At 66.9% G+C, this 13884-nt stretch carries 13 protein-coding genes and 1 pseudogene; 7 read left to right on the top strand and 7 right to left on the bottom strand.

Annotated elements, in window-relative coordinates; all coding sequences use genetic code 11:
* The first annotated feature begins 19 nt into the window (after positions 1-19).
* From ACNQPB_RS07620 to ACNQPB_RS07610, 3 genes are read left to right on the top strand one after another with little or no spacing between them, the layout of a single operon-like run.
* Positions 20-631, top strand: coding sequence for a serine protease inhibitor (locus tag ACNQPB_RS07620; RefSeq protein ID WP_498750482.1), 612 nt, complete (start codon positions 20-22; stop codon positions 629-631).
* Entirely contained in the window at positions 588-1568 is a 981-nt protein-coding gene (locus ACNQPB_RS07615; protein WP_498750480.1) for a 3-methyladenine DNA glycosylase, read from the top strand. Before ACNQPB_RS07620 ends, ACNQPB_RS07615 begins: the two co-directional genes overlap by 44 nt.
* The gene (locus ACNQPB_RS07610; protein ID WP_498750478.1) at positions 1565-1819 is read left to right on the top strand and encodes a serine protease inhibitor; all 255 of its coding nucleotides are present in this window, start codon (positions 1565-1567) and stop codon (positions 1817-1819) included. Before ACNQPB_RS07615 ends, ACNQPB_RS07610 begins: the two co-directional genes overlap by 4 nt.
* Here the strand turns inward: ACNQPB_RS07610 and lasR are convergent.
* Positions 1809-2528: a transcriptional regulator LasR gene (gene lasR, locus ACNQPB_RS07605; protein ID WP_347032980.1), complete on the bottom strand. Its 720-nt coding sequence runs from the start codon at positions 2526-2528 to the stop codon at positions 1809-1811. The two genes, ACNQPB_RS07610 and lasR, sit on opposite strands and share 11 nt — an antisense overlap.
* Here lasR and ACNQPB_RS07600 point away from each other — a divergent pair.
* Positions 2528-2644 (top strand): annotated as a pseudogene (locus ACNQPB_RS07600) (serine protease inhibitor); the annotation flags it as partial. The gene lasR and the pseudogene ACNQPB_RS07600 sit on opposite strands and share 1 nt — an antisense overlap.
* A gap of 11 nt (positions 2645-2655) precedes the next feature.
* Here the strand turns inward: ACNQPB_RS07600 and ACNQPB_RS07595 are convergent.
* The 4 genes from ACNQPB_RS07595 to ACNQPB_RS07580 form a co-directional block, all read right to left on the bottom strand.
* Positions 2656-4797: an elongation factor G-like protein EF-G2 gene (locus ACNQPB_RS07595; RefSeq protein ID WP_498750476.1), complete on the bottom strand. Its 2142-nt coding sequence runs from the start codon at positions 4795-4797 to the stop codon at positions 2656-2658.
* A 187-nt stretch (positions 4798-4984) separates the two neighbouring features.
* Positions 4985-8134 (bottom strand): S8 family serine peptidase, encoded by a 3150-nt coding sequence (locus ACNQPB_RS07590; RefSeq protein ID WP_498750474.1) that lies wholly within the window; start codon positions 8132-8134, stop codon positions 4985-4987.
* A 273-nt stretch (positions 8135-8407) separates the two neighbouring features.
* Positions 8408-8698, bottom strand: coding sequence for a DUF1540 domain-containing protein (locus tag ACNQPB_RS07585; protein ID WP_498750472.1), 291 nt, complete (start codon positions 8696-8698; stop codon positions 8408-8410).
* A 119-nt stretch (positions 8699-8817) separates the two neighbouring features.
* Entirely contained in the window at positions 8818-9024 is a 207-nt protein-coding gene (locus tag ACNQPB_RS07580; RefSeq protein WP_498750471.1) for a hypothetical protein, read from the bottom strand.
* Positions 9025-9243: 219 nt separating this feature from the next.
* On the opposite strand from ACNQPB_RS07580, the gene purS reads away from it, so the two are divergent.
* From purS to purL, 3 genes are read left to right on the top strand one after another with little or no spacing between them, the layout of a single operon-like run.
* On the top strand, positions 9244-9495 hold the full coding sequence (gene purS, locus ACNQPB_RS07575; RefSeq protein ID WP_074590667.1) for a phosphoribosylformylglycinamidine synthase subunit PurS: 252 nt from the start codon (positions 9244-9246) through the stop codon (positions 9493-9495).
* Position 9496: 1 nt separating this feature from the next.
* Positions 9497-10252: a phosphoribosylformylglycinamidine synthase subunit PurQ gene (gene purQ / locus ACNQPB_RS07570; RefSeq protein ID WP_498750470.1), complete on the top strand. Its 756-nt coding sequence runs from the start codon at positions 9497-9499 to the stop codon at positions 10250-10252.
* The gene (gene purL, locus ACNQPB_RS07565; RefSeq protein ID WP_498750468.1) at positions 10249-12558 is read left to right on the top strand and encodes a phosphoribosylformylglycinamidine synthase subunit PurL; all 2310 of its coding nucleotides are present in this window, start codon (positions 10249-10251) and stop codon (positions 12556-12558) included. The genes purQ and purL overlap by 4 nt, the downstream gene beginning before the upstream one ends.
* 80 nt (positions 12559-12638) lie before the next feature.
* On the opposite strand, the gene ACNQPB_RS07560 is transcribed toward purL, so the two are convergent.
* Positions 12639-12932, bottom strand: a complete 294-nt coding sequence (locus ACNQPB_RS07560; protein ID WP_498750466.1) for a DUF503 domain-containing protein — start codon at positions 12930-12932, stop codon at positions 12639-12641.
* Between the two features lie 88 nt (positions 12933-13020).
* The gene (locus ACNQPB_RS07555) at positions 13021-13869 is read right to left on the bottom strand and encodes a carbohydrate ABC transporter permease (protein ID WP_498750727.1); all 849 of its coding nucleotides are present in this window, start codon (positions 13867-13869) and stop codon (positions 13021-13023) included.
* Positions 13870-13884 lie beyond the last annotated feature (15 nt).

Raw genomic sequence — 13884 nt, 5'->3', positions numbered from 1 at the left:
AGAAAGCAAGGAGCCCCGCATGCGACCGCGAATCTTCCGCACCGCCCTGGCCCGGACCGCTCTGGCCCTCGCCGTCGTAGGCGGAGCCGTCCTCGGGCTGGCCGCCTGTTCGCCCGGGTCCGGGGGCGGCACCCCGACCACCTCAGGAAGCACCGCACCGTCAAGCACGCCACCTGATGCGAGCCCCACCACTTCAAACTCCGGCGGGCTGCTCCCGGACGAGACCGAGTCGCCCGGCACCAAGCCGCTCCCCGCACCGCCGTCGGCCGTTCCCGCAAGCCCCGGCAAGGGCGACGCCGAACTCTCGATCCTCATCACCCCCTCCCCGGGCACCACCGCCACCAGCTACACCTTGGTCTGCCAGGGCGGCGTGCCTGCCGCAGAAAGCAAGCACCCGGATGCGGCAGCGGCCTGCGCGGCCCTGAAGGCGAACCCGGCGATGCTTACGCGGGTCCCGCGGCCCAAGGACCAGGCCTGCGACCTGCAGTACGGCGGCCCCAAAACCGCACTGATCTCCGGCGCCGTGGACGGCGTCGGCGTCGAATCCTCCTACAAGCTCACGGACGGCTGCGAAATCGCGGCCTGGAATGCCGTCAAGGCGGTGCTCGGTTCCAGTGGCGTTGGCGAGTAAGCTGCGGCTGCTTCCGGAGGAACAGTGGCTCCCCCTGGAAGCGGCTCATCACGAACGCGTCCGGCGTTACGCGGACCCCTACCTGGAACGCCGCTCCGCCGGCAAGAAGCACCCGGTGGAGGACTTCCTCTTCACCTACTACACGCAGAAACCCGGCCAGTTGTTGCGCTGGCACCCCGGCGACGGCACGGTGCTGTGCGGCCCGCGTGCCGCCGAACGCGCCGGCTGGAAGTACTACACGCTGCTCGACGACGCCGGGTTGGCGGCCGCAGGCCTGCCGGCGGGAAGCACGGCGGTCGCCTTGGACCGCCACCGCTTTGTTGCCGACCGCGCCGAAACCCTCCGCTTCGCCGGAATCATCCTGTCCGGAACCGCGGCCCGTCCCGCCCAGTTCGCCTGCTTCGGGCTCCACGAGTGGGCCATGGTGTACCGGCAGGACAAGTTCGACCTCCGCCACGAGTACCTCACCCTGCGGCTGGGTTCGGAGGGCACGGATGCCGTGGTGGAAGAGAACCGGATCCGCTGTTCCCATTTCGACGCCTTCCGCTTCTACACCCCGGATGCCGTGCCGCTGAACGAAATCACGCCCACCCGCGAAAACCAGCGCTTCATGGAACAGCCCGGCTGCCTCCACGCCAACATGGACCTCTACAAGTGGGCGTACAAGCTGGCGCCCGCGCTGCCGAGTGAGCTGGTGATGGACTGCTTCGAGCTGTCCTGGCGGGTCCGGGCAATGGACATGCAGGCCTCGCCGTACGAACTCAGCGAATGGGGCTACCCGGCCATCCGGATCGAAACGCCCGAGGGCAAGAACGAGTACGTTGGAATGCAACGGGGTTTCGCCACCGAGGCCCAGGAGCTGCGGGCCCGTCTGCTGGCGGAAATCCGGCCGCCGCTGGAGCTGCTCGAAGCCGGACCCGAGGAAGGCGTGCGATGAGCCAGTACGACGTCGACTTGACCGTGACGCTATTGGATGCGCCGGGCGCCGCGGAACAGGAGTTCGTGCTGCTTGCCGCTGACGGCGAACCGGCCGCCGGATCCACGGTGCCGGATCCGCGGGCGGCGCTTGCCGCCGTCGAGCAGTACGGCGAGGAGATCTTCTTCCCGGTGCCCCGACTGGACCGCCGCTGCACCCAGCAGTACGGCGGACCGCAGACCGCCAGGGTGACCGGCACATTCAGAGAGTAATAAGACCCAAATTAACGGCCATAATGGCCGCTACGCGGCGGGAGGTCACACCGAACTTCCGCCGAATATTTCCCATATGGAAGTTCACATTGGCTTCCGAGCAGTTGCAGATAACCGATATCTCCCAACTGGTCTTGCCGATGGCGCACCACTGCAACACTTCCTTCTCCCGGCTGGTCAGAACCACCGGTTTGCTGACCGGATGTTCGAAGGCCAGTCCGGCACCGCTCTGCAGTGCGTAGTCCTTGAGCATCCACAGGGTCGGCAGGACCGACTCTATGAAACGGTTGGCCTCGGCCCGGTTTTCCGCTTCCACGCTGAGGCTCAGCGCGCCGAGTTCGCCGCGAGCACCATGCAGCGGCATGGTCAGCCCATACACCAGGCCGGCGGCCGAGGCTTCCTCGAAGAACTCGTGCTGCTTTCGCGTCTGGTAGATGGACGGTTCCCAGAAAATCGGCAGTACGCTCTGGGTACAGTGACTGACCGTCGGGTCGACCCGCGCGTAGCCAGCCCGGTCGTAATGCTCGCGCCAGGCGGCCGGGTAGTTGCCGACGATGAAGGCGTTCTCGTAGTCCTGGCTGTCCTTAGGCAACAGGCCGAACAGGATCTTCGAGAATCCAAGGTCGCTCGCCATCTTCTGCAGGATGGCGCTCCACTCCAATTTTCCACTTGAGCGTTCCAGCTCAAGAAAACCGTCAACCAAGGCCATTCCGGGGCCGGCAGGTGGACTGCCGCTTCAGCCGCACGGACGGCTGCGAGATCGCGAAATGGCGCAGCATGGCGCCGCTGCTGGGCGGCGTCCAGGGCTCCACGGGCGAGATTTGAAGCCTGACAGCTCAGGACGGCACGGGCTCGTGCCGCAGATAGCTGCGCCGGAAGCTGCCGCCGCCCGCTGTCAGGGCCCGGAGCTCAAGGGCGTAGCGCAGCAATTCCTGGTCCGGGACCTCGGCCGTGATTTCGGTGTTCCCCTCTTCGGACGCGGTCCCCGTCAGCCGGGCACGGCGCGCTGACAGGTCGCTCATCACGGAGCCGACGTAGTCGTCGGGCACACGGATGACCACGGACGAGACCGGCTCGAGGAGCTGGATGCGCCCGGCCGCGGCGGCTTCCCGCAGGGCGAGGGCGCCGGCCGCCTGGAATGCGGCGTCGGAGGAGTCCACGCTGTGGGTCTTGCCGCCGTGCAGGGTGACGCGGATGTCCACGACGGGAAAGCCTTCGGCCACGCCCCTCTGCATCTGGGTCCGCACGCCCTTCTCGACGGAGGTGATGAACGGCCCGGGGATCACGCCGCCCACCACTTTGTCCACGAATTCGAATCCGGCACCGCGTTCCAGCGGTTCGACGTCGATGTCGCAAATGGCGAACTGGCCGTGCCCGCCGGACTGCTTCACGTACCGCCCGTGGCCGCTTGCCGGGACGGCAAAGGTTTCGCGCAGCGGGGTGACGACGTCCACGGTCTGCAGCTTCACGCCCTGCTCGCGGAGCCGGTCCAGGACGACGTCGGCGTGCGCCTGCCCGGTGCACCACAGCACCAGCTGGTGGGTCTCGGAGTTGCGCTCCACCCGCAACGCAGGGTCCCCGGCGGCCACCTTCGCCAGTCCCTTGGCGAGCGCATCCTCGTCGCTGCGGGCGGCGGCTTCGACGGCCAGCGGCAGCAGGGGCTCGGGCATGTCCCAGACCTTGATCAGCAGCGGTTCGTCCTTGGCGGACACGGTGTCCCCCGTTTCCGCCGTGGCCACTTTGCTGAGCGCGCAGATGTCCCCGGCCACGCTGAACGGCACGGCCCTCAGCGCGGCACCCCACGGGGAATACAGGTGGCTGGCGCGCTCATCGGCGTCGTGGTCCGGGTGGCCGCGCTCGGACAATCCCCTGCCGCCCACATGCACGGCGGTGTCCTCCCGCAGGGTCCCCGAAAAGACCCGCACCAGGCAGACTTTGCCCAGGAACGAATCGACACTGGTCCGCACCACTTCGGCGAGTAGCGGGCCGTCGGGGTCGCAGCCCAGCCGTTTGCGGGGCGTGCCGTCCAGTCCCGTGGCCTCCGGCACCTCGCGTTCCAGGGGTGAAGGAAAGGCCTTTTGCAGCAGGTCCAGCAGTTCCGCCAGTCCGAGCCCGGTGCCGGCGGACACGGCGAGCACCGGGAAGAAGGAGCCCCTGGCGACGGCGGTTTCCAGGTCCGCCAACAGGGTATCGAGGGCGATTTCCTCACCGCCGAGGTAGCGGTCCATGAGGGTTTCGTCCTCGCTTTCGGCGATGACGCCTTCGATCAGTTCCGCCCGTGGGCCGTCGACGGCGGCGAGTTCCGCCGCGTCCGCCGGCCTCCTGGGTGGCTGCCCGCCGTCGTCGGTGGCTCCCGAAACTGTTCCGCTCAGCAGGTCCAGCAGCCCCGCGATTTCGCCGCCTTCCCGGAGCGGCACCTGCAGCGGGAGGACCGACTCGCCGAACGCTTCACGGCAGGCCGCGACGGCGGCGTCATAGTCCGCGCGCGGGTGGTCCAGGCGGCTGATCGCCACCGCACGGGGCGTCCCGGTCCGCTCGCATTCCTGCCACAGCGCCACGGTGGACGCGTCGACGCGGTCGACCGCGGAAACCACGAACAGTGCCGAATCCGCGGCGCGCAGGCCCGCCCGCAGGTCTCCTGTGAAATCGGCGTAGCCGGGGGTGTCGATCAGGTTCACCTTCACGCCGTCCAGGAGGAGCGGCACCACGGCAAGGCCCACGGACCGCTGCTGGTGGACGGCGGCCGGGTCCGAGTCGCCCACCGTGGTGCCATCAACGATCGACCCCATCCGCGAAATCACGCCCGTCGCCGCCAGCAGTGCCTCGACGAGCATCGTCTTTCCCGCGCCGGAGTGCCCCACCAGGGCGATGTTGCGGATCATGCCGGGTTGTTCGACGGCGAGCCCGGCCACCGCGTCGCTGCGCTCCTTGCCCTGGACGCTTCCTTTGCTCTGTCCGCTTCCACTCTTTACCGACATGGGTGCCTCCTGGAAAAGCTGCCGCCGGGCGTTTACACCGATTCGACACCCGGCGGGCACCCTGCGGCAAGAGCATGTGGCCAGGGATGCGCATGAGGTTTCTGCGGGCACAAAAAAGGAAGCTGCGGCCGGCGGGTTCTCCGCCGGCCGCAGCCATCCTGGTTTTGCCTACCGATAAGGTCCGGCGCTACCCGGCGTTGTCCGGCAGCTCGCGGTCTTCCTGCTGCAGCTTCTGCTGGGCGGGGACGCCGCCGCTCAGCTGCTGTTCGGGGGCAACCGCTACCGCACCGTCGGCCGAGATGATCACGGAGACGAATGTCGGTGCGCTGGTACCCACGAAGGTCAGCCGGCCGATGTAGGAGCCCGGTTCCAGGCCAGTCCAGGCCAGGGTGAGCTCGCCCTTTGTGCCGTTCCTGAGCTTGATCGGGTTTGGCGTCACCGTGGCATTGCCTTCGTTGCTGCCCAGGATGGCGGCATCGACGCTTGCCTTGGTGGGCCGGTTGTCCGGGCTCGCGAACAGGTTGGCCAGGATCGTGTAGGTTCCGGCCTCCGGGGCTTCGATCGAGAGGGACTCACTGGCGCTTGCGGTGGCGGCCGTCAGCAGCTCACCGGAAGGCGTGAACACGTACAGGTCGAAGTCCGCGGTGTCGTCGGCGGAAATCACGGAGAACTTGGCGAGCGCAGCGCCCTCGGCAACCGTTGCTTCCTTGACGAAGTTGGAATCGTTGTTCGCGAGCGCCGCCGGTCCGGGCACCAGTTCCGTGGCCGAGGAATCGGCCTTGGACAGGCCGTCCAGGGTGACCGCCGTCGGCGAATCGGTGCCGGAGAGGATGCTGATCTTGGCCGATCCGTTGGCCTGGCCCGAGGTGAACGTGAGGTCCTTGCCGGCGATCACCGACTGGGGACGGACCGCAACCGGGGAAACCACCGACTTTCCGGCGCCCTCCCACTTCAGCGAACCCATGGCGAACTTGGCGAGCGCGGCATTCCGGTTCTCGAACGTGACCTTGAAGGACTTCTTCTGTCCCACGGCCGTGAAGTTGAGCACGGACGGGGTGACCTTCACGTCGACGCCCGGGACGTTGGCGCTGGCCCGGTACAGGCCCGGGGTGAGCGCGGTCAGGGTCCGGGTGACCTCGACCTTGCCGGCCAGGTTGCCCAGGGCGAAGGACGGAAGGTTCATGTTCCGCGCCGGAGTGCTTCCAAGGCCCGGAATGCCCAGGTCCACGCCGGTGCCCTGGATGAACTTCAGGTAGTCCTCGGTTCCGGCGTCGTACACCAGGCCCGGATCCAGGACCCTGGCCGCGTTGATGTGGCCGGCACCCGTGGCGAAGACGTCCGTGTTCTTGCTGCCGTCGGCGTTGACCACGTCCGAGGCGGTGGTCATCATGGCCGATTTCACGGTGGCCGGGGACCACGTGGGATTCTTGCCCAGGATGAGGGCACCGAAGCCTGCGATGTGCGGGGACGCCATCGAGGTGCCGGAGAGGAACCCGAAGGTGTCACCGCCGGTGCCGATCGGCGAAACACCGGCCAGGACAGCGACGCCCGGGGCCGCAACGTCCGGCTTGAGCAGGTCCGAGTCGCTTGCAGCGAGCGGGCCGCGCGAGGAGAAGCCGGCAATCTGCGGCTGTGCCTCGAGGGGCAGGCCGGTGGTGTCGTGGTCGATCAAGGAGACGGTGATGGCGGGGTTGGCGCCCATCTTCTGCTTGATTTCGCCGGTGGCCGGCGGGTTCACGTGGACCGTGGGGACGGAGTGCTTGTCAGTGTCCAGTGAGGAGTTGGCGAGGTTCACCAGGATCATGCCCACGCCGCCGCCGCGCTTCACCTCCGCGCTCTTGGCCACGCGGTCAACCACGCCGCGGTCGCAGACGACCACCTTTCCGGCGATCTTGGCCGGGTCCAGCGAACCGGGTGCGCAGACGGCTGCGTTGCCCGTGCCGGAGGCAGCATTGGCGGAAAGGACCACGCCGGCGTTGTGCACTTCTGAGTTCATGATGCTGGCGCCGCGGTACTTGCTGCCGTCGGAGAATTCGACCGTGCCCTGCAGTTCCTGGGAGAAGCTGCTGGCGGCCACGGTGGTCAGCCAGGGTGCGCCGTGGTTGACGGTTCCGGCAGTGGGGCCGGAGTTGCCTGCCGAGACCGAGACGAAGATGCCGGCAGACGCTGCGGACAGGAAGGCCAGGGACACGGGATCCGTGGTGGTGTCCGTGGAGCCGGAGATGGAGTAGTTCAGGACGTCGACGCCGTCAGCGATGGCTTGGTCGATCGCGTCAACGGAGGCGGAGCCGTAGCAACCGCCCGTGTTGGGGTCGTCATCCTCCCAGCAGACCTTGTAGATGGAGAGCTTGGCCGCCGGGGCCACGCCGCTGGTGATGCCGAAGCTGCGGCCGTCCACGGTGGCTTCGACATCGGAATTGCCGGCAGCGGTGCTGGCCGTGTGGGTGCCGTGGCTGGCCACGTCCACCGGTGAGATGCGTTCCTGCGGCGCACGGTGCCCTGCCGGAACGGTCTCCAGGAAAGCGTCGGCGAAGTAGTGCGTGCTGAGGACCTTGGAATTGCAGGCGGTGCCGTCAAAGTCCTGGCCGGCCTGGCAATCGCCAACGAAGGTATCGCCGTCGGCCTTCAGCATGGCGATCTTGCCGTCGTCGGTGCGGTACGGGACACCCACCTGCGGGTTGCCGGTGAGCGGCTGAACGGGCTCGCCGGCAAAGAAAGCGCTCGACGGCGTGTAGCCCGTGTCGATCACACCCACCACGGTGCCCGCGCCGGCTTTGTCCTTGCCGCCGAAGCGGGTCTGCCACAGGCCGCCGGAGCCGCTGAGTTTAAGGAAATCGGTGGTGGAGTAGTCCGGCGAATGCTGTGTGTCCGGGGCAACCAGCAGGACCTTGGGGTTCTTCGCAAGGTTGACGGCCTGATCCGCCGTGAGGCTGGCGCTGAAGCCGTTGAGTGCCGTGGTGAAGTCACGCTTGATGCTGACTTTTTCCTGGGCGGCCACGTCGCGCTGCTGCTGCTGCAGGTGGGCCTGGTAGCGCTGGACCTCGTTCCTGCGCACCTCCAGCTTCTTGCCGGTTTGCGGTTTGGTTGCCGTATAGCCCGGGGTGCCGCCGTCGTAGGTAGCTGCGGGTTTCTCCGCGAGCACCACGATGTAGCGTCCGGCCTTATATGCCTGGGGATCAAGGGTCTTTTTGACTGCGGCGGTCTTGCTTCCCTGCGCCGGGGCGGCCTGTGCCGGTGCCAGCGCCATGGACGACAGCACTACCGGAACGCCCACGGCCAGTGCCGCAGCTCTTCGAAGGACCCCGCTTCCCACGAAGCTCTTTCCTCTTGATTTCACGAGTGATTGCACCTTTCTAAAGGCGATCCGGGCTAACGTGCCGGGATCAATCAACTTTGAATGCTGCCATTGGAATGCTGCCCGGTTGACAGTTTTTGACAACCGCTCGGAAGCAATCGCTTCATACAGTACAGAGCGATAGCTGAATATGACATAGGGCACAAAGTTGGATTTCATCCTTGTCACACGTCGGCTTCAAGAGGCTCCCGGACATGGAAAAGGGCACGCTCCGTGTGGAACGTGCCCTTTTCGGTTCAGTTTCAGTTCAGTGCGTCAGGCGTGCTCGTAGGTGAGGCAGTCCGCAGACTCGGCGCCGGGGCCAACCCTGACGTCGTGCGCCTCGCACATGAGGTGGTTGTTGTGGATGCACTCGCTGCGCTGGCAGGCACCAACGTGGGCGAGGACCTTGGGAAGCCCGCCCATGGCCGTGGTGTCGATGAATGTGGCGCAGGACGCGTGGTCCGTGGAGCCGCCGATGGTGATGCCAAATGCGGTACAGCCATCATGGTTGAATCCACAGCTGCCAACGCTGCAGGCGGAGACTTCGGCAACATGTTCGGTCATGGTTCCTCCAGGCTCGGTAACTGGCTTTGTCGGTTCAGCGGGAAATGACCCGGCATGGAACCCAAGCTACGCCCGTTTTCCGGACTTTCACCCGCAGGATTAGCGCATTTGTACGTTCACTATTCCGCCACCGGGGCGGGCGGCTGGGCGGCTCCGCGCAGGGCCGCGCTGATCCTCGCCCGGGCGGCCGCGTCGAGCAGGGCAACGCTGCGGTTTTCGCGCGCCGCCCGGTCCAGTTTGATCTTCCGGGCCACCATCCTGCCTAGGCCGGCGAACACCGCAGCAGCCACCACCGGCAACACCATGGACCTCACGTTCCCTGCCATGCCGCCATCCTATTAGCACAAATAGGGTATGGGCCGGTTTGGCCGGTAGAATGGGCGTGCAAGCTCGCGGAGCGCCCCTTATCCGTAAGACACTGCACCAAACACCACTGCCGGACACCCCTGTTGAATGCTGTTTGGATGCGGTACGGCGTGAGACGGCACCACTCCGCGGAAGCCTTTGACAAGGTTCAACCAACGCTCACGCACAGGAGTTACCGGATGCCCCGGATCGTCGTCGACGTCATGCCCAAGCCCGAGATTCTGGACCCGCAGGGGAAGGCGATCGTGGGAGCACTGCCCCGCCTCGGCTTCACCGGCTTCAGCGCAGTCCGCCAGGGAAAGCGCTTCGAACTGACCGTCGACGGCGAGGTGACCGACGCCATCCTCGCCCAGGCGCGCGAGGCCGCAGAAACCCTGCTTTCCAACCCGGTCATCGAAGACGTTGTCAACGTCGAGGTCGTCGAGGCCTGAAATGACTGAACTTCCCCTGATCGGCGAAGCCCCGGTGGCCGCCGAATCCCGGTTGAACGGCGCCAGGATCGGCGTCGTCACCTTCCCGGGCACCCTTGACGACCGCGACGCCGCCCGTGCCGTCCGCCTCGCAGGCGGCACCGCCGTCGCGCTCTGGCACGCCGACACGGAACTGGCCGACGTCGACGCCGTGGTGATCCCCGGCGGCTTCTCCTACGGCGACTACCTGCGCGCCGGCGCCATTTCGCGTTTCGCGCCGCTGATGTCCAAGATCATCGACGCCGCCAACTCGGACGCCAAGCTGCCTGTACTGGGCATCTGCAACGGCTTCCAGATCCTCACCGAATCGCACCTGCTGCCCGGTTCGATGATCAAGAACGACCACCTGAAGTTCCTTTGCCGGGACCAGGTGCTGCGCGTGGAGAACAACACCACCGCCTGGACCGGCGACTACGAGGCCGGCCAGGAGATCCTGGTTCCGCTGAAGAACCAGGACGGCCAGTACATCGCCGACGAAAAGACCCTGGACGCCCTTGAGGCCGAGGGCCGCGTCGCATTCCGTTACGTGGACTTCAACCCGAACGGTTCCCGCCGTGACATCGCCGGCATCAGCAACGCCGCCGGCAACGTGGTGGGCCTCATGCCGCACCCCGAGCACGCCGTGGAACCCGGCTTCGGCCCGGAGTCCAACGCCGGCACGGACGGCCTGGGCTTCTTCACCTCCGTTTTGAACAAGATTGTGGGAGGCGCCAAGTGACCACGGAGACCAACAAGAAGTTCAACATCGACACCGTCGAGAACGCAGCGAACACCCCGGACACCGAACTCCCCTGGGCCGAGCTGGGCCTGAAGGAGAACGAGTTCGAGGAGATCGTCAAGGTCCTGGGCCGCCGCCCGACCGGCGCCGAGCTGGCCATGTACTCCGTGATGTGGAGCGAGCACTGCTCCTACAAGTCCTCCAAGAACCACCTGCGCCAGTTCGGCCAGAAGGTCACCGAGGAGATGAAGAAGGACATGCTGGTGGGCATCGGCGAAAACGCCGGCGTCACCAACCTGGGGGACGGCTGGGCCGTGACCTTCAAGATCGAGTCCCACAACTCGCCGTCGTTCGTTGAGCCCTACCAGGGCGCGGCGACCGGCATCGGCGGCATCGTCCGCGACATCATCTCCATGGGCGCCCGCCCCGTGGCCGTCATGGACCCGCTGCGCTTCGGCGAGATCGACCACCCGGACACCGCCCGCGTCATGCACGGCGCCGTGGCCGGCATCGGCGGCTACGGCAACTCCCTGGGCCTGCCGAACATCGGCGGCGAGATGGTGTTCGACGCCGTCTACCAGGGCAACCCGCTGGTCAACGCCCTGGCCGTGGGCGTCATGCGCCACGAGGACATCCGCCTGGCCAACGCCTCCGGCAAGGGCAACCGCGTTGTGCTCTTCGGCGCCCGCACCGGCGGCGACGGCATCGGCGGCGCCTCCGTGCTGGCCTCCGAGTCCTTCGACGACACCAAGCCGTCCAAGCGCCCCGCCGTCCAGGTGGGCGACCCCTTCGCCGAAAAGGTCCTCATCGAGTGCTGCCTCGAGCTCTTCAAGGGCTCCCTGGTTGAAGGCATCCAGGACCTCGGCGCGGCCGGCATCTCCTGCGCCACGTCCGAGCTCGCCTCCAACGGCGACGGCGGCATGCAGGTCGAGCTGACCAGCGTGCTGCTCCGCGACCCCACGCTGACCCCGGGCGAAATCCTGATGTCCGAGTCCCAGGAACGGATGATGGCCGTGGTCACCCCGGAGAACGTCGAGGCGTTCGAAGCAGTGATGGACAAGTGGGCCGTGGAATACGCCTGGCTGGGCGAGGTGACCGACACCGGCCGCCTCATCATCACCTGGGAAGGCGAGGTCATCGTCGACGTCGACCCGCGCACCGTCGCCCACGACGGTCCGGTCTACGACCGCCCGTACGCCCGCCCGTCCTGGCAGGACGCCCTGCAGGCGGACACCTTCACCGGTTCCGTGCAGGACGCCGGCCGCCCCGCCGCTCCCGCGGAGCTGGCTGCCGCCGTCACCGAGCTGGTCGCATCGCCGAACATGTGCGACAAGTCCTGGATCACCAAGCAGTACGACCGCTACGTGGGCGGCAACACCGCCATGGCGTTCCCGGACGACGCCGGCGTGGTGCGCGTGGACGAGGAGACCGGGCTGGGCGTTGCCCTGGCCACGGACGCCAACGGCCGCTACACCTACCTGGACCCGTACAACGGCGCACAGCTGGCACTGGCAGAGGCCTACCGCAACGTGGCCACCTCCGGCGCCGTGCCGATGGCCGTCTCCGACTGCCTGAACTTCGGCTCCCCCGAGGACCCGGATGTCATGTGGCAGCTGGCCGAGTCCATCCGCGGCCTGTCCGACGCCTGCATGGAGCTGGGCGTCCCGGTCACCGGCGGCAACGTCTCGCTGTACAACCAGACCGGCACCACGCCGATCCACCCCTCCCCCGTGGTCGCAGTTCTCGGCAAGCTCGACGACGTCGCGCGCCGCACGCCGTCGGGCTGGAAGGAAGACGGCCAGGCCATCTACCTGCTGGGTACGACGGCGGCAGAACTGGACGGTTCTGAATGGGCCAAGCTGCGCGGCCACCTCGGCGGCCTGCCGCCCCGCGTGGATCTTGCCGCCGAGCGCCAGCTGGGTGAGATCCTGATCAACGCCAGCCGCGACGGCATGGTCGATTCCGCGCACGACCTCTCGGAAGGCGGCCTCGCGGCAGCCCTGGTGGAGTCCTCGCTGCGTTACGGCGTCGGCGCCCGGATCGCCCTGGAGGAACTGCTCGAGCGCGACGGCGTGGACCTGTTCACGGCACTGTTCTCCGAGTCCCAGGCCCGGGCCATCGTGTCCGTGCCGCGCTCCGAGGAAGTCCGTTTCAAGGACATGTGCACCGCCCGCGGCTTCGCCCACCTGCGCATCGGCGTGGTGGACGCGGCTTCCGGCGCCCTGGAGATCAACGGGGTCGACACCATGTCCCTCGACGCCCTCCGCGAAGCGCACGAAGGCACCCTGCCGAAGTACTTCGGCTAGGCGTCCGGCAAACCCCAACACGGGGTCACTTACAGCCCAAATATCCCCTCGGGATGGGCGGTAAGTGACCCCGCGTTTGGTCAATCCTCGCTGTGGACGTCGCGGCGGCGGGCGCTGAGCAGTTCGAGTTCCGGACGGCCGGCGACCAGGCGTTCGACGGCGTCGAGCACCTCCACGAGGTGCGCACGGTCCGGCGTCACCACCGCCGCCCCGATCAGCGCCCGCCTGTGCTGGTCCAAGAAGCCGGTCTCCGCCGCGGACACCTCGAAACGGCGTTTGAGCTCGGCCACCAATGGCCGCACCAGCGAGCGTTTCTCCTTGAGGCTGTGCACTTCGCCGAGGAGGATGTCGAACTCGATCCAGCCGATCCACATGCCTCATTATCAATCGGCTGGAAGATAGACGGCGACGGCGGCCCCACCGGAAGGTGGAACCGCCGTCGGGCGCTTGGGTGCTTGAGAATCAGCGCGAGGTGCCTTGCGACACCGAGCCCTGCAGCTGGCGCTGGAACAGGATGTACGCGATGAGCACCGGAATCACGGTGACGGTGACGGCGGCGAACAGTGAGCCGAAGTCCACCGCGTAGCCCATCTGCTGGGCGAACGCAGCGAGTTCCTGGGAGAGCACCTTGGGACCGCCGGCGTTGATGGTCACCGGGATGAGGAACTGGTTCCACAGGCCCAGGAAGTTGAAGATCGCCACGGAGGCGAGACCCGGCCTGGCCATGGGCAGCATGATCTGGAAGAACGTCCGCCACTCCCCGGCGCCGTCGATCGCCGCGGCCTCGGCGATTTCCCCCGGCAGGTTCTTGAAGAACGCGAACAGGAAGAACACTGTGAACGGCAGCGCGAAGGCCACGTACGTGATGATCAGGCCGGGCAGCTGGTTGAGCAGACCCATGCCCTTGAGGACGCCGAACAGCGGAACCATGGCCAGGAAGACGGGGAAAGTCAGGCCGGCCAGCATCAGGATGTAGATGACCCTGCTGCCTGGGAAGGTGAAGCGGGCCAGGACGTAGGCGCACATCGCCCCGAGCAGCATGACAACCACCAGGGAGACGCCAACCACGATCACCGAGTTGATGAATGCCGCACCGATGCCGGCTTCGGACCACGCCCTGATGTAGTTGTCGAGCTTCCAGGCCCCCGGCAGCGCGAACGGGGAAGAGAAGATCTCGCTGGAGGTCTTGAAGGAGGACATGAAGGTCCACAGCAGGGGCAGGATCACGATGGCCGACCAAATGGCCAGGACGACGTGCGATGTGGCCGCTACCGCCCGGTCACCCGGGCTGCTCTTGGCCTCACGCTCCACATGGCCCACAGGAGC

Source organism: Curtobacterium sp. LFS079, assembly GCF_047977865.1.
GTDB lineage: Bacteria > Actinomycetota > Actinomycetes > Actinomycetales > Micrococcaceae > Arthrobacter.
The sequence above is the reverse complement of the archived record's forward strand: the minus strand, read 5'-3'. Positions and strand labels throughout refer to the sequence as shown.

Bases quoted from the DNA above. Each gene is read 5' to 3' on its own strand.
- ACNQPB_RS07615 (WP_498750480.1), top strand. From the start codon at position 588: ATGCCGTCAAGGCGGTGCTCGGTTCCAGTGGCGTTGGCGAGTAAGCTG.
- ACNQPB_RS07620 (WP_498750482.1), top strand. From the start codon at position 20: ATGCGACCGCGAATCTTCCGCACCGCCCTGGCCCGGACCGCTCTGGCC.
- purQ (WP_498750470.1), top strand. From the start codon at position 9,497: ATGACTGAACTTCCCCTGATCGGCGAAGCCCCGGTGGCCGCCGAATCC.
- ACNQPB_RS07585 (WP_498750472.1), bottom strand. From the start codon at position 8,698: ATGACCGAACATGTTGCCGAAGTCTCCGCCTGCAGCGTTGGCAGCTGT.
- ACNQPB_RS07560 (WP_498750466.1), bottom strand. From the start codon at position 12,932: ATGTGGATCGGCTGGATCGAGTTCGACATCCTCCTCGGCGAAGTGCAC.
- ACNQPB_RS07595 (WP_498750476.1), bottom strand. From the start codon at position 4,797: ATGTCGGTAAAGAGTGGAAGCGGACAGAGCAAAGGAAGCGTCCAGGGC.
- purS (WP_074590667.1), top strand. From the start codon at position 9,244: ATGCCCCGGATCGTCGTCGACGTCATGCCCAAGCCCGAGATTCTGGAC.
- lasR (WP_347032980.1), bottom strand. From the start codon at position 2,528: ATGGCCTTGGTTGACGGTTTTCTTGAGCTGGAACGCTCAAGTGGAAAA.
- ACNQPB_RS07610 (WP_498750478.1), top strand. From the start codon at position 1,565: ATGAGCCAGTACGACGTCGACTTGACCGTGACGCTATTGGATGCGCCG.
- ACNQPB_RS07580 (WP_498750471.1), bottom strand. From the start codon at position 9,024: ATGGCAGGGAACGTGAGGTCCATGGTGTTGCCGGTGGTGGCTGCTGCG.